Annotated in this window: 17 protein-coding genes and 1 pseudogene; 6 read left to right on the forward strand and 12 right to left on the reverse strand. The window is 56.3% G+C overall.

Features of this window, described 5'->3' with window-relative positions:
- Positions 1 to 305 precede the first annotated feature (305 nt).
- From PU634_RS10190 to aceK, 6 genes and pseudogenes are all read left to right on the forward strand, one after another.
- Positions 306 to 893: pseudogene (locus PU634_RS10190) on the forward strand (pseudouridine synthase); the annotation flags it as partial.
- The gene (locus PU634_RS10195) at positions 893 to 1345 is read left to right on the forward strand and encodes an NUDIX hydrolase (protein WP_306760682.1); all 453 of its coding nucleotides are present in this window, start codon (positions 893 to 895) and stop codon (positions 1343 to 1345) included. The pseudogene PU634_RS10190 and the gene PU634_RS10195, both read left to right, overlap by 1 nt.
- Positions 1346 to 1394: 49 nt before the next feature.
- Positions 1395 to 2501 carry a tRNA 2-thiouridine(34) synthase MnmA gene (mnmA, locus tag PU634_RS10200; RefSeq protein ID WP_306760683.1) on the forward strand — a complete coding sequence of 369 codons (1107 nt, stop codon included), beginning with the start codon at positions 1395 to 1397 and terminating at the stop codon, positions 2499 to 2501.
- On the forward strand, positions 2498 to 3121 hold the full coding sequence (hflD, locus tag PU634_RS10205) for a high frequency lysogenization protein HflD (protein WP_306760684.1): 624 nt from the start codon (positions 2498 to 2500) through the stop codon (positions 3119 to 3121). Before mnmA ends, hflD begins: the two co-directional genes overlap by 4 nt.
- A 36-nt stretch (positions 3122 to 3157) precedes the next feature.
- On the forward strand, positions 3158 to 4528 hold the full coding sequence (purB, locus tag PU634_RS10210; RefSeq protein WP_306760685.1) for an adenylosuccinate lyase: 1371 nt from the start codon (positions 3158 to 3160) through the stop codon (positions 4526 to 4528).
- A 161-nt stretch (positions 4529 to 4689) separates the two neighbouring features.
- Positions 4690 to 6414 carry a bifunctional isocitrate dehydrogenase kinase/phosphatase gene (gene aceK, locus PU634_RS10215; RefSeq protein WP_306760686.1) on the forward strand — a complete coding sequence of 575 codons (1725 nt, stop codon included), beginning with the start codon at positions 4690 to 4692 and terminating at the stop codon, positions 6412 to 6414.
- 56 nt (positions 6415 to 6470) lie between these two features.
- On the opposite strand, the gene PU634_RS10220 is transcribed toward aceK, so the two are convergent.
- The 12 genes from PU634_RS10220 to PU634_RS10275 form a co-directional block, all read right to left on the reverse strand.
- Positions 6471 to 6962, reverse strand: a complete 492-nt coding sequence (locus PU634_RS10220) for a putative 4-hydroxy-4-methyl-2-oxoglutarate aldolase (protein WP_306760687.1) — start codon at positions 6960 to 6962, stop codon at positions 6471 to 6473.
- A 346-nt stretch (positions 6963 to 7308) separates the two neighbouring features.
- Positions 7309 to 7905, reverse strand: coding sequence for a 3'-5' exonuclease (locus tag PU634_RS10225; RefSeq protein ID WP_306760688.1), 597 nt, complete (start codon positions 7903 to 7905; stop codon positions 7309 to 7311).
- Positions 7906 to 7971: 66 nt separating this feature from the next.
- Positions 7972 to 8337 (reverse strand): D-Ala-D-Ala carboxypeptidase family metallohydrolase, encoded by a 366-nt coding sequence (locus tag PU634_RS10230; RefSeq protein WP_306760689.1) that lies wholly within the window; start codon positions 8335 to 8337, stop codon positions 7972 to 7974.
- 64 nt (positions 8338 to 8401) lie between these two features.
- Complete coding sequence (locus PU634_RS10235; RefSeq protein ID WP_306760690.1) at positions 8402 to 8674, reverse strand: hypothetical protein; 273 nt, start codon at positions 8672 to 8674, stop codon at positions 8402 to 8404.
- Between the two features lie 283 nt (positions 8675 to 8957).
- Positions 8958 to 14399, reverse strand: coding sequence for a pyocin knob domain-containing protein (locus PU634_RS10240; RefSeq protein WP_306760691.1), 5442 nt, complete (start codon positions 14397 to 14399; stop codon positions 8958 to 8960).
- A gap of 85 nt (positions 14400 to 14484) precedes the next feature.
- Entirely contained in the window at positions 14485 to 14802 is a 318-nt protein-coding gene (locus PU634_RS10245) for a DUF4376 domain-containing protein (protein ID WP_306760692.1), read from the reverse strand.
- Complete coding sequence (locus tag PU634_RS10250) at positions 14786 to 15142, reverse strand: hypothetical protein (RefSeq protein WP_306760693.1); 357 nt, start codon at positions 15140 to 15142, stop codon at positions 14786 to 14788. Before PU634_RS10250 ends, PU634_RS10245 begins: the two co-directional genes overlap by 17 nt.
- Entirely contained in the window at positions 15139 to 20823 is a 5685-nt protein-coding gene (locus tag PU634_RS10255; RefSeq protein ID WP_306760694.1) for a hypothetical protein, read from the reverse strand. Before PU634_RS10255 ends, PU634_RS10250 begins: the two co-directional genes overlap by 4 nt.
- Positions 20824 to 20854: 31 nt before the next feature.
- The gene (locus PU634_RS10260; protein ID WP_306760695.1) at positions 20855 to 21592 is read right to left on the reverse strand and encodes a hypothetical protein; all 738 of its coding nucleotides are present in this window, start codon (positions 21590 to 21592) and stop codon (positions 20855 to 20857) included.
- Positions 21585 to 21941: an MPN domain-containing protein gene (locus PU634_RS10265; protein WP_306760696.1), complete on the reverse strand. Its 357-nt coding sequence runs from the start codon at positions 21939 to 21941 to the stop codon at positions 21585 to 21587. Before PU634_RS10265 ends, PU634_RS10260 begins: the two co-directional genes overlap by 8 nt.
- Entirely contained in the window at positions 21934 to 22422 is a 489-nt protein-coding gene (locus PU634_RS10270) for a hypothetical protein (RefSeq protein ID WP_306760697.1), read from the reverse strand. The genes PU634_RS10265 and PU634_RS10270 overlap by 8 nt, the downstream gene beginning before the upstream one ends.
- Before the next feature lie 9 nt (positions 22423 to 22431).
- The gene (locus tag PU634_RS10275; RefSeq protein ID WP_306760698.1) at positions 22432 to 22923 is read right to left on the reverse strand and encodes a phage minor tail protein L; all 492 of its coding nucleotides are present in this window, start codon (positions 22921 to 22923) and stop codon (positions 22432 to 22434) included.
- Between the last annotated feature and the right edge of the window lie 204 nt (positions 22924 to 23127).

Genomic DNA, 23127 nt, shown 5'->3' on the forward strand with positions numbered 1-23127 from the left:
TGGCGCAGAGGGCACGGCGAAGCAGACACCCTCCGGCCTCCTTGTTTGGCACAGTGCTGACTGACAGCATAAAGCAAGCGACAGCGGCGTTTCGCGAAGTAACAGCAGGGATTGCCGTAACCGACCGTCAAATGCCAGGGAAGGCATTTGACGAGCGCTACATGGATGTACTTGCAGCGTGTCGGTGGAGGCAACCCGGCTGATGCGTCGCATTGTGAAATAACCGACGAGCTTATTGCCGCTACGCGGCAAAGTGCGGGCGAGCCGCCCGCGCTCCATGATTTTTCGAGCCAGGCCAATCCCCCATGAAACCCAATTTTACCCGCCGTCCCCGCAAACCCGCACCGAAAAAGCCTTCCGGCCCAACCGTGACTCTGCTGCTGAACAAGCCCTATATGGTGCTGTGCCAGTTTACCGACGGCGACGGTCGCGAGACCCTGGCCGATTATGTGGACGTGCCCGGCGTCTATGCCGCCGGCCGGCTGGATCGGGACAGCGAGGGCCTGCTGGTGCTGACCAGTGACGGCGCCCTCAATGCCCGCCTGACCCAGCCCGGGCGCAAGACCGCCAAAACCTACTGGGTGCAGGTGGAAGGCGACCCCACTGAGGCTGATCTGGATAAGCTGCGCCAGGGCGTGGAGCTGAAGGACGGCCCCACCCTGCCGGCCAGGGTACGGCGCATGGAAGAGCCGGCGGTGTGGCCGCGCCACCCACCCATTCGCGAGCGCAGGGAAATTCCCGTCACCTGGCTGGAGATACAAATCACCGAGGGGCGCAATCGCCAGGTGCGGCGCATGACCGCCCATATCGGTTTTCCCACCCTGCGGCTGATCCGCTATGCCGTGGGCAACTGGACCCTTGGCGATCTGCAACCCGGACAATGGAGAAAACTATGAGTCATGCGGTAACCCTGGCGGTGATCGTGCGCGCCGGTGAGCGTTTTTTAATGGTGGAAGAATGGCAGCAGGGCAGAGTGATGTTCAACCAGCCCGCCGGCCACCTCGAGCCCGGCGAAAACCTGCTGGACGGTGCCCGCCGCGAGCTGCTGGAAGAAACCGGCCTGGCCCTGCCCCTTGAAGACGCCGTGGCCGTATACCAGTACACGGCGCCGGACAACGGCAAACACTTTGTGCGCTTTACCTTCTGCACCGAAGTACCCGAACCGCTGGCCACTCATCCTCAAGACCCGGACGGGGACATTATTCGCTGCCACTGGCTGACCCTGGCAGAGATTGAATCCCTGGGCAAGCAGCTGCGCAGCCCGCTGATTTTGGCCTCCCTTCGGGATTACCTGGCCGGTGAGCGGTTTCCGTTGTCGGCGCTGAAAGCTCCCTCCCCCTCATGACATTTGTCTGGTAAAATAGCGCCCGTTTTGCAATCGAGTAATGGGCGTTATGAGCGATAACAGTCAGCTGAAAGTGATTGTCGGCATGTCCGGCGGTGTGGATTCCTCGGTCTCGGCGTACCTGCTGCAACAGCAGGGCTATCAGGTGGAAGGCCTGTTCATGAAGAACTGGGAAGAAGACGACACCGACGAGTACTGCTCCGCCGCGGAAGATCTGCGCGACGCCCAGGCCGTGTGCGACAAGCTCGGCATCGAACTGCACACCATCAACTTTGCCGCCGAGTACTGGGACAATGTGTTCGAGCACTTTCTGGCGGAATACAAGGCCGGCCGCACTCCCAACCCCGATATCCTTTGCAACAAGGAAATCAAGTTCAAGGCGTTTCTGGAATTCGCCGCCGAAGATCTGGGCGCCGACTACATCGCCACCGGCCACTATGTGCGCCGCAGCTTTGACGACGACCCCAAACTGCTGCGCGGCCTCGACGGCAACAAGGATCAGAGCTATTTCCTCTACACCCTGAGCTCACAGCAGGTGGCCAAAAGCCTGTTCCCGGTGGGCGAGCTGGAAAAGCCCGAGGTGCGCCGCATTGCCGAACAGCTGGAGCTGGTGACCGCCAAAAAGAAAGACTCCACCGGCATCTGCTTTATCGGCGAGCGCAAGTTCAGGGACTTTCTGGCCCGCTACCTGCCCGCCCAGCCCGGCGACATTGAAACCGTGGACGGCGAGGTGATCGGCCAGCATCAGGGCCTGATGTACCACACCCTCGGGCAGCGCAAGGGCCTTGGCATTGGCGGCCTGAAAAACGCCGGCGACGAGCCCTGGTACGTGGTCGACAAGGAAGTGGAGCGCAATGTGCTGGTGGTAGCCCAGGGCGATCACCCGCGGCTCTATTCCGACGGCCTCATTGCCCGTCAGTTGCACTGGGTGGATCGCCGGCCCGTTACCGCGCCCCTGCGCTGCACCGTGAAAACCCGTTACCGCCAGGCCGACATTCCCTGCACCATAGCGCCGGTAGACGCCGACACCGTTCGCGTGCTGTTCGATGAGCCTCAGGCGGCGGTGACCCCGGGCCAGTCGGCGGTGTTCTATCTGGACGACGTGTGTCTGGGCGGCGGCATTATTGAAACCCGGTTCAACAAGGATCAAGCGTGAGTCACAGTCTCGAAAACCAGACCCTGGCCTTTGCCGGCATCTGCCAGGCAGCACGCCTGGTGCAACAGGTGGCCCGCCAGGGCGTGATTGAAGACAAGGAGGTGCTGTCCAGCACCCTGAACAGTATTCTGGTGACCGACGCCGAACAGTCGGCGGACATCTACGGTGGTCACGATCACCTGCGGCTGGGCTACCAGACCCTGATCGAGCAGCTCAACGGCGACAGCAGCAAAAAGGACGCCGAGCTCACCCGCTATCTGGTAGGGCTGGTGGCGCTGGAGCGCAAGCTCTCCAGGCGCCGGGATCTGCTGTCGATGCTGGGTGAACGCATCAGCCAGGTCAAACGCCAGCTGCATCACTTCGAGCTGCTCGACGAGCAGGTGCTGGGCAACCTGGCCGGCATTTACAGCGACATTATCAGCCCGCTGGGGCCGCGCATTCAGGTGGCGGGCAACCCCAGCTTTCTGCAGCAGCCGCTGGTGCAACACCAGATCCGTGCCCTGCTGCTGGCGGGCATTCGCAGTGCCGTGCTGTGGCGCCAGCTCGGCGGCAAGCGCCGGCATATTCTGTTTTCCCGCAAACGGCTGGTGGCTCAGGCCCAGGCCGCCCTGCGTTATTAAGTGTTATTACCCCCCAACCTTCAGGAGTTTCAGTTCATGGAATTGTCAGCATTAACGGCCATTTCCCCGGTCGATGGCCGTTACGGCAACAAAACCGAGGCGCTGCGCGCCATTTTCTCCGAATTCGGCCTGCTGCGCTTTCGCGTAGAAGTGGAAGTACGCTGGCTGCAGGCCCTGGCCGCCGAGCCGGCCATTGCCGAAGTGCCGGCCTTCTCCGATGAAGCCAGCGCCCTGCTCGACGCCATTGTGACCAACTTCAATGAAGCCGATGGCCAGCGCATCAAGGACATTGAGCGCACCACCAACCACGACGTGAAGGCCGTGGAATACTTCCTGAAGGAAAAGGTTGAAGCCCTGCCCGAGCTGGCCGCGGTGAGCGAGTTTATTCACTTCGCCTGCACCAGTGAAGACATCAACAACAACGCCCACGCCCTGATGCTGAAGGCCGGTCGCGACGAGGTGGTGGTGCCCTACTGCCAGCAGCTGATCGCCGAAGTGAAGCGCCTGGCCGCCCAGTACCGCGATCTGCCCATGCTGAGCCGCACTCACGGTCAGCCCGCCTCGCCCACCACCCTGGGCAAGGAAATGGCCAACGTCGCCTATCGCCTGGAGCGCCAGCTCAAGCAGATTCAGAGCGTGGAGCTGCTGGCCAAGATCAACGGCGCCGTGGGCAACTACAACGCCCATATCTCCGCCTACCCGGAAGTGGACTGGCACGCTTTCTCTGAAAAATACGTCACCGGTCTGGGCCTGACCTGGAACCCCTACACCACCCAGATTGAACCTCACGACTACATCGCCGAACTGTTCGACGCCCTGGCCCGCTTCAATACCATACTGCTCGACTTCGACCGGGACGTATGGGGCTACATTTCCGTGGGTTACTTCAAGCAGAAAACCGTGGCCGGCGAAATCGGCTCCAGCACCATGCCCCACAAGGTCAACCCCATCGACTTTGAAAACTCCGAGGGCAACCTGGGGCTGGCCAACGCCATCTTCAATCACCTGGCCGCCAAGCTGCCGGTGTCCCGCTGGCAGCGCGACCTCACCGACAGCACAGTGCTGCGCAACCTGGGCGTGGCCGTGGGTTATTCACTGATCGCCTACCAGGCCACCCTGAAGGGCATCAGCAAGCTGGAAGCCAACCCCGAGGCGCTGGCCGCCGATCTGGATCAGAACTGGGAAGTACTGGCCGAACCGGTGCAAACCGTGATGCGCCGCTACGGCATTGAAAAGCCCTACGAGAAGCTGAAAGAGCTGACCCGGGGCAAGCGGGTGGACGGTGCCGGCATGCGTGCCTTTATCGACACCCTGGAGCTTCCCGAGTCCGTGAAGGACGAGCTCAAGCAACTGACCCCGGCCAGCTACATCGGCCGTGCAGTACAGCTCACCGACGAGCTGAAGTAAGCCTGAAGGGGCGAAGCGAGCGCGCTTCGCCCTGCTTCACAAATTTCCCATACGGCGCCGCCACAACTTGCGGCAGACCACAAAACCGCCACGCCCTCTTCGCTTTTTTCCCTTTCTGCTCATTAACATGCTGTTCGGTCTTTATCGGGAGCAGCAAAAACATGAACAGCCGCACACGGGAAATGGCGCATATCGTGATGCGCGGATTCGATGCCTTTCACCGCTATTTTCTGGTGATCACGCAGGGGGCCAAAAGCCGCTTTGAAGCCCAGGACTGGCCCGGCGTGCAGCTGGCCTCGCGCCGGCGCATCTGGCTGTATGACGAACACGTCAACAATACCGTGCGCGCCGTGCTCGACTACAACCGGGGGCCCCTGCGCCACGGGGAGCTGAAGGCACTGAAGCAGGCCTTCAACGATCTGCTGATCAATCATGCCAACGCCGACATGGCCGAGTCCTTCTACAATTCGGTTTACCGCCGCTCCACCCGCCATCGCAGCATTCGTGCCGAAAACCTGTATGTGCACCCCTTTGTGCCTTACCCGGGAGAGCAGGATCTTGCCCCGGTCATCTGGCAGTACCGCATTGCCCCCGGTGAGCTGGGCACCACTTTAACGGAATTGCTGAAACGCCTGGGCCTGGAGCGGCCCTTTGTGCGGCTGGCGCAGGATCTGGAGCACATGGAACGCACCCTGGCCGAGCACGGACTGGCCGGCGTCCCCCTGCAGCTGACAGTGATCAACACCCTGTTTTACCGCAACAAGGGGGCCTACCTGATCGGCCGGCTGGAACGCCCCGAAGGACCGCAGCCCTTTATTGTGCCCATTCTGCACGAAGAGGGGGGACTGGTGCTGGACACCCTGCTGCTGAGCCGGGACGACGCCTCCATTCTGTTTGGCTTTGCCCGGGCCTATTTCATGGTGTGGTGCCCGCAGCCCTCGCTGCTGGTGCAGTTTCTGCGGCCACTGCTGCCCAACAAGTCGGATTACGAAATCTATAATGCCATCGGCTGGCAAAAACACGGCAAGACCATTTTCTACCGGGGCTTTCTGCAGCACTTGCAGCACTCACGGGACCAGTTCGTGCCGGCGGAAGGCATCAAGGGCATGGTGATGTGCGTGTTTACCCTGCCCTCGTCCGACGTGGTGTTCAAGGTGATCAAGGATCACTTCACTCCCCCAAAAACCGTGAACCGGGATACCGTCAAGGCCAAGTACCGGCTGGTCAAGCAGCACGACCGGGTGGGGCGCATGGCCGACACCATGGAATTCACCAACTTCGAGCTGCCCCTTAACCGCATCAGTCCCGAGCTGCTGGCCGAGCTGCGGCGGGAAGTGCCATCCCTGCTGACCCAGAAGGAAGACCGGCTGATCATTCATCACCTGTATACCGAGCGGCGCATGACCCCGCTCAATATGTATCTGGACCAGGCCGATGACGAGCAACTGAGAGATGCCCTGGACGAATACGCCAGTGCCCTCCGCCAGCTGGCCGCCGCCAATATCTTTCCCGGCGACATGCTGTTCAAGAACTTCGGCGTCACCCGCCATGGCCGGGTCATTTTTTACGATTACGACGAAATCGCCTACATGACCGAGTGTCACTTTCGCGACATGCCCAGAACCGACCACCTGCAGGATCAGCTGAGCCCCGAGCCCTGGTACTCGGTGGGGCCGAACGATGTGTTTCCCGAAGAGTTCAAAACCTTTCTGCTGGTCAGGCCGCGCATTCGCGCCGCCTTTGCCGAGCGGCACATGGAGCTGTTTACCGCGGATTACTGGCGGCAGTTGCAGCACAACATTGAACAGGGCCGGGTGGAAGACATCTTCCCCTACCGGCGCCGGCAGCGGTTTAAATACAAGTACGGTGAAAACCGTGAGGAGTGAGGGGTAAGATGAAGCAGCATCTCCTCACTCCTGTCTCCTCCCCCCTCACACAAACATCAAAGCTGCGGGTGGCTCAGGGGTTCGCGGGATACCAGCACGCCGTTGAGATCGGAGTAGATATAATCCCCCGGATAAATGGTGACCCCGGCAAAGGTCACCGGCACGTCCACCACGCCCTCGCCGCGTTTTTCCGAGCGGATCGGACACGCCGCCAGGGCCTTGATGCCCAGCGCCAGCTCACTCAGGGTGCCGGCGTCGCGAATGGCGCCATGAATGACAATGCCTTCCCAGCCGTTTTCCAGTGCCTTTTCCGCCAGCATGTCGCCCATCAGGGCGCAGCGCAGCAGGCCGCCACCGTCCACCACCAGCACCTTGCCGGTGCCGGGCTGGGACACCAGCTCCCGCACCCGGGAGTTGTCTTCGTAGCAGCGCACCGTCACCGCCTGGCCCCAGAACAGGGACTCTCCGCCAAAGTCACGAAACACCGGGTCCAGTACCTTGACCAGGTCGGCGTGTTCGTCACACAAATCCGGCAACAAATCGAGCATGTTTTCCTCCGTTATCAGCACAGACTGTCGGGCTTTCATCTTGGGCGAAAGTCCCGGTTTTCAAAAGCGGTATCGCCGTTTGCACCGGCCATAATGACATCGAATCGGCGCTTGACCTGGATCAAGCCCTTCCATAAAACTATTTAACAATATCCGTTGCAAACTGTTGTTATGCCCCTGTTGTACGGTACGAGGGTACATAGGAGAACATAGCAGGACAAGTCCTTGATTTACCGTACATCTATGAATTCTAGCAGTACCTGAGTGTACAGAAGGGGGACGGGATTTGTCCCCAAATCGTCCCCAAACCGAATTGGGGACAAAAAAGGGGGCTTTCGCCCCCTTTTCAATGACTTACTTGACTTTGTGCCTGAGCCCATCGGTGCTCCAAAACATGGCGCCACACAGTCCTGGTAGCCATGCAATCGTGAATGGCTCGGTGGGCGTCCCCTTCCCAAACATGGCCCAGCTCCTCAGCGGCCACCGTCAGCTTGCACCATTTATAACTCTGGTACCGCTCATTCCACTCACCATGCAGTGGAGCATACGCCTTCATTGCACAGTGGATCGAAAACGAGGTCAGGCACGGGTCCCCAACCACCTTCACATCGTAAGCCGAGTTGTAGATGACCAGCTTCTTGCCTTGAATGATTTGGGTCAGCGTTGGCTCCAGCTCGGCCAACGTCGGCGCGTCCCTCACCATCTCCGGGCTGATATGATGAATGGCTTGAGCTTCGTCCCAGCGTTCGTGATTAACGGGACGCACCAAGGTGTCCAGCAGAATTTCCCCGGCGTCGGAATAGATGCCGATTTCCACCGGCTCTGCTGTGGGGCCGAGGCCAGTGCTTTCGCAGTCCAGGTAAATAATGTTGGGGTCGTGGCCAAGGGAAGTGAGATGTAAAGGCAGCAGTAATCCGTGCTGATTAATAGGAGGTGTGTGCATATCGGGATACTCCAGGAAAAACTTCCCGGGCCGTAGCCCGGGAAGGTTAGGTAGAGTGTACCATCCCTACTTGGCCCAGCACACCTCGGCGGGCTTACGAGGATCGGCATCGACGTGAATGAAATCGCCGGCCCCCTCCGAGTAAACCCCAATTCGGGTAAACCCTTCATCCAGAAGCGCCTTCAGGATTTTGAACCGGACGACACTGTTCGGCGTTTTAATATCTGCGGCCAAACCCACACGATGGGCGCTGGATTCAACACCACCCACATCAGCGTTATGAATTTTGCAGCGGTAGCCGCTATTAATCACGAAGGGAACGCCGGCGGCAGCCCGGGCTTTATCCAGGCGTTGAACAAACCCTTGTTCAATATGATTTTCCCCACAATGAGGACAGGCGAATTCTTCTCGCTTGAAATACTTTAAGGCCATAGTCGCTCTCGCTATGCTTAGATTTGGATTCAAAGACGGGGCATCCCCACCATAACTTCAATATTTAAGCCGTAGGTTCGGCTTCAGGTTCCGCCGGATCTTCGCTCTGGGTCTCATCCACTAGGGTGATCGCCCCCACTGCCAGCTTATGGTCTACCCCCAAGGCGACCTGAGCCACCCGTTCTTCGGTGGCTTCTGCATTATATACCCCCGTATCATCAAACACAGCATTTACATGCCGGCGATGGACCAAGTGGGGGGCTCCTTCATTGAAAAATACCACTTCCACAGTGTATTTCTCTGCCTCGGGGGCAGTGATGGTATATTGAATTGCCATATATTTCTCCTCAAGTGCTAATGAAACATATCACCCATCCTATTAGGATTGGGGTTATTAGATCCGGCATCAGTGCCTTATACGTCCAGCTCTCAGGGTAAAAACCCGCCAACCAGGGCATCCCTGCCCGGTTAGTTCGGTGTTTACTCATCCATCGGTATTCGGCCTGGCTATGCTCCCTACCCAACCAAAACCCTGCCATGACGGCTAACGTCCACCATTGGGTGCCGAGGGGAATGGCCACCAGAACGGCGGCCAAGGTGATGAAGATGTGGGTCCTCATTTATTTAACCCTCGTAATCATAACCTTTCCCTGGTAACTCGCCGCCCCATAGTGGAGGTTCGCTGAGTGAGATGAAGGGGGACCAACTGTTATAAGTTCTCCCGCGTTAAGAAGACCAAGATAGAAAGATTGCGACGAGGAGTTTTGGTCAGAAGATGCGTGGTCGTGGTACCAAGTACCTGCAGTCCTGCCCTCCAAAAGGCCACGGTCCCCGTTCAATGCCACACTTATATAAGGTCTCTCTGCATTCTTGGATCGTTGGTATGCTTCCACTTTATAATGACCTGTCTCCAGAATAAGAATTCCGTCGGAAGATGTGCTCATAGAGTTTCCAACCGAGGCATGACTCGCCCAGTAGTTTTTATAATCTGAGGTGAAGGCCGTCGGAGCAGAAAGATAAGCATAATCTCCTCTAGGGTCATTACCCGTATGATATACCGTCTCAGTCCCTACTTTCAGGTTGGGACACTCCACCTTGACCTCATTCTCCGTCAGAATAAGAACAGGGACTGTCTGTACCGCTTGTCCTGCCGTCACACCACTCTTTAACTCGAACCACATAGTGGCACCGGTTTGGCTATCGGTGTTTACCTTAATGCGGGCAGCGTTACCATTTTGTTCAGGAACACCGGCCTTATGGTTCCAAGTGACGTTAGCGTTCCCGTGACCATCATTTATGGTCAGAGCTACGCCACCACTTCCCCTACCTGACTCAATATGAGAGGTCGTTGAGTATTCGGCTGTCGCGTTGGTTACCGCATTGCTTCGCACGAAGTCTGTCGAGTTCAAACCGTCCAAAGTGTCGGCGTCCAACCCTGAGCCCGAGCCGTCATTACCAGCGTGCCACATTACGGAACTGTTGATGGTGACCTCACCGTTAAGTGCCCACAATTCCATGGCGGTTGTGCTTTGCCCGAGCTGTAATCGGCTATTAAGATTTATGGCCGCCACCCGCCGGTTCGCCCCTGAGGCGTCTTTTATGTAGTACCCCTGGTTGTTTGATAGGATCTGATTACTACCTGGTTGATAGTAATTATCGGTGTCTTTCCTGGCCAATAGCGTACCTGAGACCCCGCGAACCTTGTCGGCATCCAGACCAGAGTCAGCACCATGGTTTTGGTCGGTCCACAACTTCTCCCAAGGTTTCCATGAACTCTGCCATCTGCGCCGTGCATAGATATGCCCGTTGCCTCCGTCTCCCCCAGACCCATAACTACCTATCTGAAATATTTGGTTATTATTATCCCCTACGGCCTGCAAGAAGACGAAATTCCCCAGGGATTCATGGGGGGTGTTTGTAGTGCTTGAGTTATGGTTATAGAAACCGCTCACAGGACCTACAGAATTCGGCTCGGGGGATATTACACTAAGTCCCCCCAGACCATATTTTGTATGGTCATAATACACACCCTGCTGGCCGTCTAGAGTGTCAGCATCCAGCCCAGACCCGGCACCGTCGTTACTGGCATCCCATACCACGCTTCCTCGATGGTAGGCGTGGCTACCATCGATTTTGAACCACTCGACACTGGAACCACTACCATCTTGACCAGCGGTGTAATGTCGGAACACGAAAGGCTCAACATCGTCGTCGGTGGTGAAAAACTCCAGTTCGCCGTTGTTGTTGGTACCCATCTGACGAATACCTGCGGCATCGTTGGCGATAGTGGTAGAGTTGAACAGCAAGCCGCTACCAACCCCAACACCGGTAAACCGAATATCCGACGAGGTGGTGATACGACCGGTCATGGTACCACCGGACTTGTCCAGCTTATTTGCGTCTGCTGACTGGTATTCAGACTCGATAGTGGCCAGTTGCTTACCGTCCAAGGTATCGGCATCCAGTCCGGAGCCGGCGCCGTCGTTGCCTGTGTGCCACACTTTCTGGTTCGATTGCGCGTACAACTCATCACGGGCATAAAGGCGACCATCGCGAACATTAATCCAGACCGCGTTCTCTCCTTTCGGTACCGGCATACCTGAAATGGTTGGAGAAAAACCAATGCCGTACCAGGACCCGACCTTCACGTTGGCGACCAGACTTGTAGCACTATCACCATTACCGGGAAATATCCCTCCCCCCGAACTTGGAAATTCTGCGTTAGCCAATGCCGGATTGTTAAGGTAAGACAGGAAAAAACTCTTATCTAGACTGGTAAGGGAAGCCCCTCTCCTTGCGATATTAGCGCCTTGAATACCGTCTACAGTGTCGGCGTCCAGGCCGGAACCCGCACCATCATTCCCTGCATGCCAAACCAGGTTATTCCCTGATCTGAGAACACCGTCCGAGTGGTAGCGTACAATCTTATTTCCCCGCTCGACGTCAAAGAAACATCGGGTGTGATATACCTCGGCAGGATCTGTAATATCCACCAGTTTCTTTTGCGGGTATGTAATGTAGTCTCCTTTGACCACCCAAACATGCGTCGAGTCTTCAAAAGTACAGGTCCAAATGTAGTTGGTGTCATACCCTTGACCTGATCCTCTCCCCACACCATCCATCACTTCTTCGAGTGTAGGAAGCCTCCCGCCGTGGGTTTCGACAGCTGCCCAGGCATCCAGGAACCCGAAGGTTTTATTGGCATCAATTGAGGAAAAGTCGGATTCACCGTAAACATCAGTGATGGTATTACCGGGTGTTCCTACACTGCCGGCTTCGGCCCACGTAATTCTTGATACGGGTTTGGTAGAGGTTTCCTTGGCGTAAATATAACCTTCACGCCCGTCCAGTAAATCCGCATCCAGTCCTGAACCATTACCATCATTTCCGGTATGCCACACAGGGTTACCCATGTGTGTCAGGTTGGCGCCTGTAACATTAAGATCTCCAGAAATCTCAGAACCCGATTCCACCAGAAACCTACCACCGTTTGACGGCTCCACCTGTATGTCACAGGGGAGAGTTCCCAGATTCCCTGTCTCAATAACAAAACGCAGATCGGTAGGGTCGTCAACCTTACCCATGGTCCAGTAGAGAGCACCCCGAGGATATTTGGGAGACCCAGCCTGGGTGACTGTTTCCCCCGCAACCTGGAACGCTTTCCAGAAAGGTGCTTCTGTGGACAGCCCCCCAGAGTTACCGATGAAAAGTACGCCTTCTCCGTCTTTTAACAGGCCCTTACCAGCGGTAAATCTCTGGCTTTCAAGGAAGGTATTCGCGGCATCCACTCTGGCCAATTGTGAACCCTGCAGGCCGTCAACCATGTCGGCGTCCAAGCCTGAGCCAGACCCATCGTTACCCGAAGTCCAGCTTTTATACCACTCCCCCCAGACACCAGATACCCGCCGGCGTTCGTAGATCACCTTGTCTTGGGTGTTAAGGTCCCATGCCCTCTGTAAGCAGTAAGAGGTGTTATAGGTGTGGCACAGCACAAACAAGTACCACCAATTAGTATCTCCATTTGGCGCGTTGATTAAAGAATGTCCGTTGTAAAAACCCGAGGTGGTCAACGTATTCAGGTCAGTTCCGTTTGCTAACACCGTCGCCTTATCGAATGTTAGATTTTTTGAGTGGAAACTTCCTGAGGTGGAGGTATCGACATCACTTCTCACATAGCGACCATCAGATTCCGCTTGGCTGTACGAAGGGACATTTCGCGCATTCCCAAGCCCCACGTCGGCCTTACTTAACACTACAGCGCCGGTCTTACCATTCACGGAGTTCACGGCATCGGTGGCGTCGATCTTGAACCAGATGTCTTGCTGAATATCCCAGTGAAGGTAATCGCCGGCCTCTACGGTCAGGGAACCTTGAGTACCTGTCATGGTGCCCGGGACCGTGATCCGGTAGTAGTCGGCGGTCTCGGGGCTCATGCTGGGAGTCGGGTAATTGCCGGCGCTGGCATCCCAGCCACCACGCCAGATTAAGGCTGACGATACCGTCTGAGCATACTGATGGGCGATTTCAGCCCAGTGTTTGGCTGAACGGGTACCCACAGCCTCACCAGGAATGTCCGAGTCTTGAGGATGCTCGGCCCACTGTTGAGCCTTGGTAGCCGAGGATGACGCCTCACTGGCCTTGATGGTGGCGGTAGCTTCGCTGGCAGCGGCTGCACTTTTGCTTGACGCCGCTGCTGTTTCACTGGCTAAAGCCGCCGAGGCACTGTTAGCTGCCGCTGTTTTACTGGAGCTGGCTGAGGAAGCACTACTGGCGGCGGCGGTGGCACTACTGGCGGCGGCAGTCTTGCTAGAGCTGGCGGCAGACGCGCTGTTAGCCGCAGCCGTCTCACTGGACTTTGCCGCAGTCGCACTAGCAGCAGCAGCATTCTTGCTGGTGTTCGCTGCGGATGCGCTGTTGGCCGCTGCCATCTCACTGGCAGAGGCTGCTGCAGCACTGTTGGCCGCCGCCGTTTCACTGGTAGCCGCCGCCGCTGCACTATTGGCCGCCGCTGTTTTACTGGAACTGGCTGAGGATGCGCTGCTGGCCGCCCCCGTTTCACTTGCTTTGGCCGCTGTCTCACTGGCCGCTGCGGCAGTCTCGCTGTTCTTAGCCGCCGTCTCGCTGGCCGCTGCGGCAGTGGCACTGGCCGCTGCCGCATTTTTGCTGGTGTTTGCTGCTGATGCACTATTGGCCGCAGCCGTTTCACTTGCCGAAGCGGCGGAAGCACTGGCGGCTGCCGCATTTTTACTGGTGTTCGCTGCGGAGGCGCTGTTGGCAGAGGCCGTCTCGCTGTTAGCTGCAGCGGTTTCACTGGCCTTGGCCGCCGTCTCGCTGGCCTTTGCAGCATTTTTGCTGGTGTTCGCTGATGAGGCACTGTTGGCAGCAGCAGCCTCACTCGCCGCTGCAGCAGTCTCACTGCTCTTAGCTGCCGTTTCACTGGCCTTCGCCGCAGTCTCACTGGCCTTGGCAGCGTTCTTACTGACGTTAGCTGCTGAGGCACTATTCGCCGCTGCAGTCTTGCTCGCGGAGGCCGCTGATGCACTATTGGCCGCCGCCGTTTCACTGGTAGCCGCCGCCGCTGCACTATTGGCCGAGGCCACTTCACTTGCTGAGGCGGCGGAGGCACTGGAGGCTGCCGCCGCTTCAGAAGCCGCTGCGGCCAACTCAGAAGCCTTGGCCGCCAGTTCACTGTTATGAGCGGCGGCTTGAGCAACTTCGGCAGCCGCTTGGGCTAAATCTGCATAATGGCGATGATGGAGGGCCGAATACTCATCCACGCCATTACCGATAGGAACCAGCTGGTCCACCGGATGAACCGCCCACTCCGCCGATGACGCGATCTCTGCCGACCGGGAGGTATACCAGGTGTCCCAGTTGGTCAGCGTCTGCGTCAGATGCGCCAGGGTTTGATGTAGGCTGGTCGAACCGTCAGGGTGCGTTAAGGTAACCGTAGGACCGGCGGCAGTCTGCCAGTCGCCAAACTGATCCAGAAACTGCTGCCACTCATTTATCATGTTGGCCAGTTTCTGATACACCTGCGGAGCGGTGATCTCGGTGGTCATATTGTACAACTCCAGTTTGGATTCGAAGGGCCAGCCGGGAGACTGGCCAAGTCTGGGAGTATGTTAGGCTAGTGAGGAATTTTCCTCACTGGTTTTTATAGGGGGGATCTTTGGACGCCCAGCTCTGTTGGTAGATAGACTCTACATGAGCGTCCACCGCCCGGGAGAAGTTCAGGAACTCCCCCCGGGTAAAGGTGATGTTTTGATTATCCTTGGACCGCCAAATCAGTTCGGTGATGTCGGGGTCCAGTATCAGACGCAAAGCCCTACTGGCAATCAACCCCATACTGTCAGGATCGATATCAAAGACACTGCCGTTCCAGGTAAAACCTGCGGCAATATTCTCATGCCGCTGTGCATTCACCCGTCCCGACTTGTCAGGAGACTTATGGCTGATAATCAAACTCGAACTCCTTTTTCAAAAATTGAGGACCCGCGTTCACTTTGATGATGTAGGTACCTGGGGCATCAAACTCGAACACAGGTTGCTCGGTACAGTGGTAGTTCACTCCTTCGATGGTTACGGTGCAAGGTAGCGGCAGCTGCTCAAGGGGGTAATCCCCCTTGGAGTGAATGGTGCCCGTGGCGTGCTCAACCCAATACTCTGCATCAGTAACACCATCAGGACAAGGTAAGGCCGATTGCCCCTCCATAACATTCAACGGTAAAAATTCAGGTATCCCCGAAAAGCAGTGAGATATCTCCCCGGTATTCGTGTCGTACACAACGTATTGCTGAATCATCGTTTTACCTCCAAGGCCACTAGGGATCGGTTCCTAACATCAAGGGTCCAAGCTGAGGTTTGATCATAGGTCTGAAACACCTTTATTTTATAGGTATGGGTTCCTGCCGGTGGTGTGTGTTTAAGGGCGATGGCTCCATTCCCCATGGACACTACCGCATAGGATTTGAACCGTGTAAAAAAACCAACAAATTGAAGGGCTATCCGATTGTCGTCGTAATCCAGAGTCATGTAGTAATTGCGCCGTCCATACGAAGCGTTATGTACCTCGGTGTCTGGTGCCATGGCTGCGTTGGCGGTAATAAGTACCGGGTTTCCTGTTGTAGTCACGGTTAGCGTTAACACAGTGACACGGTTATTCTCATTTCTGGTCGTGGTCGAGAATGTGCTGCTGGAGGCAACCGCCGAAGGGATTGTTACCGCCTGCCCGGCCAACTGCAGTGTATCAATACAAGCGTTGGGAACCTGCAGCGTTCCTCTCAAATCAGCATTGTGGGCCACCAGGTTTCCTTGAGGGTCTACCGAAAACCCTGAGCCAATGTTGATTTGGCCACCAGAGATATTTACAGCGTTCAAGTCCAGGGTGTTGATATAAGGGGCATCCACCTTATTAGCGATCAATTGGTCGATATAGGCCTGTTTGATGAATGTTTCATTCATCAACACCTTACCACCTTCAACAACGAACAGGTTTTCTTTAGTCGTGGGTTTGGCGGGGTCGAAAGCGACCACTTTACCCGCCGCCAATGCCAACTCACTTCCTCCCCCAGCTTTAGCGACCAGACCAATACCAGCAGTCACGTCACCGGCGCTGGCTTTGACCCCCCACAACGCTTTATGTGCTTCAGATCCTTGCTCATCAATGGTGCTAACCGTCTGACTGAGAGTTTGCACTGTGCTTTGAGTGCCGTTCAAACTGGACTGCACTGTTTCGACGGATTGAGCCAGGGCTGAGTCAGCATCCGCCCGGGCCGTCTGCTCTGCCAGAATGTCAGCTTTAGCCTGATCAGCCGTCCCTTGAGCCGCCGCCGCCGCCGCCGCCGCATCCGTCGCTACCTTATCGGTGGCACCTACCCATTTTGTACCATCCCACCGATGAGGCTTATTATCCGTGGACCGGATCCACAGGTTCTTAGCATCTCGGTTCGATCCAGTGGGGGCTGACGATTGGTAAAACAAACGTCCCTTACCATCCGCCGTCGTTTGGGCGGCTGCCGCTGAGGCGCTAACACTGCTGATCTGGTTAGCCATGGCTGAGACAGCATCCGCCCGGGCCGTCTGCTCAGCGGCAATCGCAGCATCAGTCGCCGCCTTGTTACCGGTCACCGTTGCCGTCAGTGCCGAGATATCGTTTGCCATCGCAGTGTTGGCGTCGGCCCGGGCGGTTTGCTCAGCCAGGATCGCGGCATCGGTCGCGGTCTTGTTGCTGTTCACCGTCGCTGTCAGTGCCGAGATATCGTTTGCCATCGCAGTGTCGGCGTCAGCACGGGCGGTCTGCTCGGCCAGGATCGCGGCATCCGTCGCGGTCTTGTTGCTGTTCACCGTTGCCGTCAACGCCGATATATCATTGGCCATGGCCGTGTCAGCGTCAGCGCGGGCGGTTTGCTCGGCCAGGATCGCAGCATCGGTCGTGGTCTTGTTGCTGTTCACCGTTGCCGTCAACGCCGATATATCATTGGCCATGGCCGTGTCAGCGTCAGCGCGGGCGGTTTGCTCGGCCAGGATCGCAGCATCGGTCGTGGTCTTGTTGCTGTTCACCGTTGCCGTCAACGCCGATATATCATTGGCCATGGCCGTGTCAGCATCCGCCCGGGCCGTCTGCTCTGCCAGAATCGCGGCGTCGGTCGCGGTCTTGTTGCTGTTCACCGTCGCCGTCAACGCCGAAATATCACTGGCCATGGCCGAGTCAGCATCCGCCCGGGCCGTCTGCTCTGCCAGGATCGCAGCATCGGTCGTGGTCTTGTTGCTGTTCACCGTCGCCGTCAACGCTGAAATATCACTGGCCATGGCCGAGTCAGCATCCGCCCGGGCCGTCTGCTCTGCCAGAATATCCGCCACGTTTTTATTCACGGCACTGGTCAGCGTCGTGATCTGGTTAGAGAGGGCGGTATCCCCCTCTTGTCGGGCGGTCCGCTCAGCTTGGATAGCCGCAGCGCGAGCCCCCTGTTCCGCCTGAATGTCTGCTGCCCGGGCTGCCGCTTCTGCTTGGATCGCGGCAATCCGCTCCCCGGCCTCTTTTTGCACCTCACCAAGGGCTTTTTCCAAGCCCCGCCGCTCATTGACACGCTGCCGAGTCTGCCCCCGAGCGTTCTCAATCAGGTTGTTGATACCCGCTAACGAGTTAGCTTCCTGAGGAACCGTGACCACCTTCTGGGTATCGGGATGAAGGTCATCCCAACTGATCTCCCCGGAGATTTCATCCAGAATCTCCGAAGGGTTACGCACAGTAACCACAAAGGTGCCGTTAGGGTCATGAAGTGGTCCCTCGTCCCCGTTAGCATTAACATGGGTCACCCAGTAGTAATAACCCCGATCACTTTTCAGGTTGGTGTCGTGGTACATCATGGTGGGGGAACCGGCCACCAGCATGGAAGTAATGTCCAGGCGGGGAGGGTCCACCGGCGTTTTATCAGGGTTGAGAGCCGTCTCCTGACGATAAATACGAGTGTACCCGGTACCGTGGGATGGGTATTCATCCCAGGAGATATTGGCCCAGGTTGAGAAGGCGGCCACCTCCACCCCTGTGGGTTTGGTCGGGGGCTGAACCGCAGAAGGGATACGAACCTCAAAGCCCGTAGTGTTACTCGGGAAGACGTGACCCGAGGTGAATGGGGTCTCCAAGATCCCCCAAACAAACCATAGCTGATCAACGTCTACATCCAGGTACTGAAGCTGTGGACTCAATGCCACTTCCTTGGCCGTGGCAAAGCTATTCTGGCTACTCAGGAACCAACGCACGTTTGGTCTCGGAACGATGTCGTAAGTTAGTTCCGGGTCAATAATCAGGCCCCAGTGTTTGGAAACATCCTGAAACGATAAGATTTCGGGGTACTGTACAGAGTCATACTGGTAGAATAACGGACCAAAGCGATCCCCCAGGTAATCTTCCAGGTACAACTCCACATCCAGCTTTCCTGAGGGATATTCACGGTCAAAAAGCTGCTGCTCATAGGTATAGACCACACCGGTGCGCGGCAAATCTAATTCCCGCAGAACTTCGCCAGTAGGGCGGTCTTTAATCTGTACGAAGGCTCGTTTGATGGTAGACAGGTTAAACAGGTCCACATGGAAGGTCTGCCCCTCGTAGGTCTCCGCAAAGGACAGCCCCACGTTGAAGTGCAGATCCCGGCGCTGGAAACCCGTAGTGCGCTCGGTCACCTTCACGTTTGTGGCATTGGCCGCCAGGTGCGCCGCCGTAATTTTTACCAGCGTCAGCTGTACTGGAGCACTGTCCTTGGTGCCGAACAACCCCACTGCTCGAACGAACAGCTGATAATTGTTGGGCTCAACATCCAACCAAGCATCAGTAGTGGGTGTTTGCCCCAACATCTGGAAAGCTGAACTGGTATCGGGTCCCGCCCATACCTCATAACGAAGTGCCTGAGGACTGGCATCCCAGGTAACTTTCAGCCTGAGTGAGGGTTCCCCGTCCTTCATTTCCCGTACAAACTCGGCCTGCACATTGGTGGGGGGAGTTAGAGACTTGTCGATGGCTTCTGGTTCAGGAATCCCTTCGAAGTACGCCTGCTCCTCGGCCACGAACTTGTCCATGTTGAGCAGCTTGAGCTGCACCATGTACTGTCCGGCCGAACTTTGGGATTCATCCAGCGACATCACCCGGAAGGTTTGTGCCGTCCCAACATAATCCGAATGTTCGATCACAAACGGTGCATGTGGGGGGATATCCTCAAGAACACGACTACAAGGCAGGGAGGAGAGTTCTCCCTTTGACGTCACCTCAAAGCTGCACTCCTCAAGGTCCAGATAACCCTGGACCCTCAAGGTGTAAGTACCGGGGTGTTCAAAATACACCGGTTCATGCAGATGAACCGTAGAGCCATCAATGGATTTTAAACGGCCAGTCAACCCCCACCCCATTTCGGCGTCACCCAGGGCCACAATGTCCCCTAACTGCAACACCTGTCCCGCCATAGGGAGTGCGCAGCTCACCAGGATGGTTTCGGTATTGGCTTCCACCAAGATCCGAACGGCCTTACGATGAGCTTCATGTTCATAAATACAGCCGGGAAGCTCCAGTTCTAAGGGCTGAACACCCAACCTTTGAATAGTGGGGTCCTGACTCTCGGGCTTTCCTGAGAGCGTTAACGGTGGTAGAGCCTCCATATCCCAACCCCGGTTGGGGTTAACATACGAAGCATTGATGAGGTTGTATCTTTCCTTTACATCGGTGAAGCTGTACTGGAAGGTAATGTCATCGCCTTGATCAGGGGCCACTACCGATTCGGGGGTCAACAGCATAATCGCCGGTTCGGCTCGTTCGGCAACGACTGTAAGATTACCACGCCCATCATCCAGAATGTTGGCAAAGGCGGTACCCGCGATATAACGCAGGGTTTCCAGCCCCGGCTTGGCCTCGGCCAGTACCCCATTAAACGTGTATTTTGGTCCTACCGTTGGATGACCCACCATGGTGTCGGCATCCTTGGCGAGGCGATACAGATCGTAGTCATTCAGGGTGATGAAAGGCTGGTATTTACGCATACCAAACCGCTCATTCATCACCAGTTCTCGAATAAGCCAGAAGGGGTTATCTGTCCAATGCTTGGTAGTGGTAAAAGTACCGTCCCAAGGATGAAACTCATCGTAGGTGCGGGTACGGGGGTCGTAGTTGGTGGGCAGACTCACCAACAACCCACCATAGATACCTGAAATATTGGGGAGGCGGGTGAATTGATCATTACTGTAAAGAACAGCGTGCATCATGGCCAGATCAGTGTGAGACCGCTTGGTAGCACTCTGGTCATGAGTCAGAACCACCTCATAGGCTTCCCACGAGACATCAGCCAGATACTCGGTGTCGGAGTTTTTTGATGATCGAAGCACCCGGATATCATAATCGGTATCCACCGCCTCAGTAGCCAGTCGAACACCATGTTCCACCCTGGCTCCCGTTGTGGTCTTATCGTTCACCGTAAAAGGACTGCCGGGGAATGGCTGCCAATCCGTGGTCCCCGAGGGCCGGTAATCGATGTTATAAGTGAAGGATGTCCTCATCTGGCCGTCAGTGTTCGACAGCATCAGCCGTTGAATATTAAGGATCACTTCGAGACGGTTAAACAACCCTCGACGAACGGCCGGGGTGGTCCGAATCACTGGCTCACCCTGCTTCAACTGAGCCTGGACCCCGTAAGCAATACCACTCCCTTTCAAATGGTAAGGGATGGGGGTGGGGTTTAGCTCATCCCCGTTGTTGTACCCCAAACGGATGGAACCCGTCTCAAAGTTCAGCTGCCCGTTGGGGTCTCTGACAGGAGTATCGGCTAAGTAGACGTGCTGAAACGAATCATGCAGAGGGCCGGCAATCGGACCTTCCGATATCGCCAACACCCCTTCTATTAAGGCCTGGGAATGTAAACCGTCAGGGTGGATGGTAGGTTCTTTGGGTTGCCCCCCCCCTTTCCCGCCACCCGCCCCTTTCAAAAAGTTAGGCTTGTTGCTCATGTCGTGATCTCAGTCTGGATTCGAAGGGCGCTTAACTGGTAAACGCCTGGTTAATCTGTTGCCAGTTGAAAGTGAAGTCGGACGGTGGTGTCGTGTTATCCTGCAAATAACTCCAACCCCCTCGGTTCTCCATTACCGGCAGCTCTCCATTGGTTCCGGGCTTCACATCCATGGCATAGGATATGAGATGACCAGACCATTTATGACAGCCCAGAATGATCGGGATCGGGGTACCCGCCTGAACAGTGGCCTGGTAGTTACCAAAGTAGCTCCGCTTTTGCTCCTGAGGGGCCGGCGCCGTCGGTTTGTCGTAGAGGAGTCCCTGTAACCCCGTCATAAGGTAATAAGACCCCGCCATAGTTACCAATACGGAGAGAGTAGCTACAGCAACCGTCGCGAGCATAGAACCGCCAACAGCTGTAGCGGTCAGGGAGGCCCCCCCAGTGAAGGGCGACAGCAGGATACCCACTACGATCAATGTGACTCCAACCACCACTCGCAACCAATCTCCTCCTCCGGCGCCGGCAAAGCCGGGCTCTGGACGAAGATGAACCTCGTCCCGGCCCCAGGTATCGTCAAGCTGGGCCGGTGTAGAGAAGTGATCCACCCGTACCGGGATCTTTCGTCGGGTCTTATGAGGATTAAAGGCATCCACCGTCTGCAAGGCCGTCAATGCCTGACGAAGGGTTTTGGCCTTAACTCGCAAGGGTTCCGATAGGTGTTGCTTTAGGTGACCGTGAAGGTGAATAGTGATAAAGCCGTCACTCATCGCTCATCTCCTTGTCAAAGACCTGATCCAGCAGCACCATGTAGTCAAAGGCCACGCTGTACTGCCAGACACTGCTCTGGTCAATAATGTAATGCTGCCAGTCAGGGTAATGCTGAAAGGTTCGGTAATCAGACACGGACAGATTTCCACTGGTACGCGGATGGGTGTGCCAGCTGGCCACCACTCGCCCCATATAAGGGGCCAGGTCGGCATCAGCCACCTCAAAGGCGAGGGCCGGCTGTTCGGCCCGGTTGGGCAGCTCAATGATCTCACCATTGTCGAGCACCACGCCGCAGCGTTCCGGGCCCGGTTGCCACAACCTTTGAAGCTGTACAATCAGTTCAGTCATTAGAAATCTCCTGAGCCTTGACCAATCGTTGTTGTTGGTACAACGGCAGTGTCTCAAGCAATAAGGACGACCGAGACTCACACCATTGCTCATAATTTGGCGGTCGATACATACCCCGAACCAGACGACGCATTACCGGAGATATCTCCTCAATAACCGACACCCGGTTACGGGACTGATGCAGAACCTTGTTTTGCCCCACATATACGGCCAGATGGTTAATACGGCCAACATGGTAGATGTCCAAGGCCAGTAGATATCCGAATCGACAGCTGTTGAGTCCACCGTTGATTAACTCAAAACCCTCGGCCTCCAACCCTTCCGCGATCAGATCAAAATCCGGCTGTAAAGGCCAGCCTTCTGGGTTGGCGTAATTTCGGGGGTTAAGTCCCATCACCTCACGGTAGAACTCCGCCACCAGAGTTAAGCAATGTTGCCGCCCCGGGTCATACGGGCGACCTTCCAGATAGGATAAATCCACAGTACCTCCTTACAGCACCACACCCGGAAACTCAGGGGGGAGAAACTTCCGGGCGGGTAAGGTGAAATGGGGGGTGTCAGAATGGCGGCGAAGCTCAAACACCACCATGGCAGAGTTGGCAGAGAAGGCCCGGCTTATGTGCCACTCGGAGGTATCCGCCAGCCCGGTCTGCAGGTCATCGGGATGTACTCGATATCTAACCACCCGAGCCATATCAAACACACCAGCCTTAATCAGGGCACTGAACTGGGATTCTGGGTTGGGGAAACTTAGCTTAGGTCGAGAGTGCTCCCCCGACTCATCCACGGCGACACCTGCCAGGTTGTAAGGGAAATAGTTCCAGGTAAAACCCTGGAACTGTAGCGAAGGACCTGAGGTGTAACGCAAGATGGTGAGGGACTGATCAGGATTGACCAGCTCAATCTTGAGCAGTTCAATATATTCCTTGCCTGTCAGGGTATGGCTTTGCCGTTGATGCGATAAGGGGAGATCGGTCTTCATGGTCTGCCAGCATTGGATTCGAGCGTTGCCGACAGTGTAAAGCAGGAGATTTTTTTTCGCCCAAAAATAATACCCCCAACCGAGGTTGAGGGTCTTTAGCGAATCCAAATCTGGAGACAACGACCATGTGTAGACATGACGTGCTTCGAGATTTAGCCGACCATTGCTGGCCGACGGGTTAAATGTAGAGCATAATGACTTAGG

Origin of the sequence: Oceanimonas pelagia (genome assembly GCF_030849025.1) — a bacterium.
In the GTDB taxonomy this organism is placed as follows: Bacteria; Pseudomonadota; Gammaproteobacteria; order Enterobacterales; family Aeromonadaceae; genus Oceanimonas; species Oceanimonas pelagia.

Bases quoted from the DNA above. Each gene is read 5' to 3' on its own strand.
- PU634_RS10260 (WP_306760695.1), bottom strand. From the start codon at position 21,592: ATGAGTGACGGCTTTATCACTATTCACCTTCACGGTCACCTAAAGCAA.
- PU634_RS10225 (WP_306760688.1), bottom strand. From the start codon at position 7,905: ATGCACACACCTCCTATTAATCAGCACGGATTACTGCTGCCTTTACAT.
- purB (WP_306760685.1), top strand. From the start codon at position 3,158: ATGGAATTGTCAGCATTAACGGCCATTTCCCCGGTCGATGGCCGTTAC.
- PU634_RS10255 (WP_306760694.1), bottom strand. From the start codon at position 20,823: ATGAGCAACAAGCCTAACTTTTTGAAAGGGGCGGGTGGCGGGAAAGGG.
- PU634_RS10265 (WP_306760696.1), bottom strand. From the start codon at position 21,941: ATGACTGAACTGATTGTACAGCTTCAAAGGTTGTGGCAACCGGGCCCG.
- PU634_RS10195 (WP_306760682.1), top strand. From the start codon at position 893: ATGAGTCATGCGGTAACCCTGGCGGTGATCGTGCGCGCCGGTGAGCGT.
- mnmA (WP_306760683.1), top strand. From the start codon at position 1,395: ATGAGCGATAACAGTCAGCTGAAAGTGATTGTCGGCATGTCCGGCGGT.
- PU634_RS10275 (WP_306760698.1), bottom strand. From the start codon at position 22,923: ATGAAGACCGATCTCCCCTTATCGCATCAACGGCAAAGCCATACCCTG.
- PU634_RS10220 (WP_306760687.1), bottom strand. From the start codon at position 6,962: ATGCTCGATTTGTTGCCGGATTTGTGTGACGAACACGCCGACCTGGTC.
- PU634_RS10230 (WP_306760689.1), bottom strand. From the start codon at position 8,337: ATGGCCTTAAAGTATTTCAAGCGAGAAGAATTCGCCTGTCCTCATTGT.
- PU634_RS10250 (WP_306760693.1), bottom strand. From the start codon at position 15,142: ATGATTCAGCAATACGTTGTGTACGACACGAATACCGGGGAGATATCT.
- PU634_RS10235 (WP_306760690.1), bottom strand. From the start codon at position 8,674: ATGGCAATTCAATATACCATCACTGCCCCCGAGGCAGAGAAATACACT.
- aceK (WP_306760686.1), top strand. From the start codon at position 4,690: ATGAACAGCCGCACACGGGAAATGGCGCATATCGTGATGCGCGGATTC.
- PU634_RS10240 (WP_306760691.1), bottom strand. From the start codon at position 14,399: ATGACCACCGAGATCACCGCTCCGCAGGTGTATCAGAAACTGGCCAAC.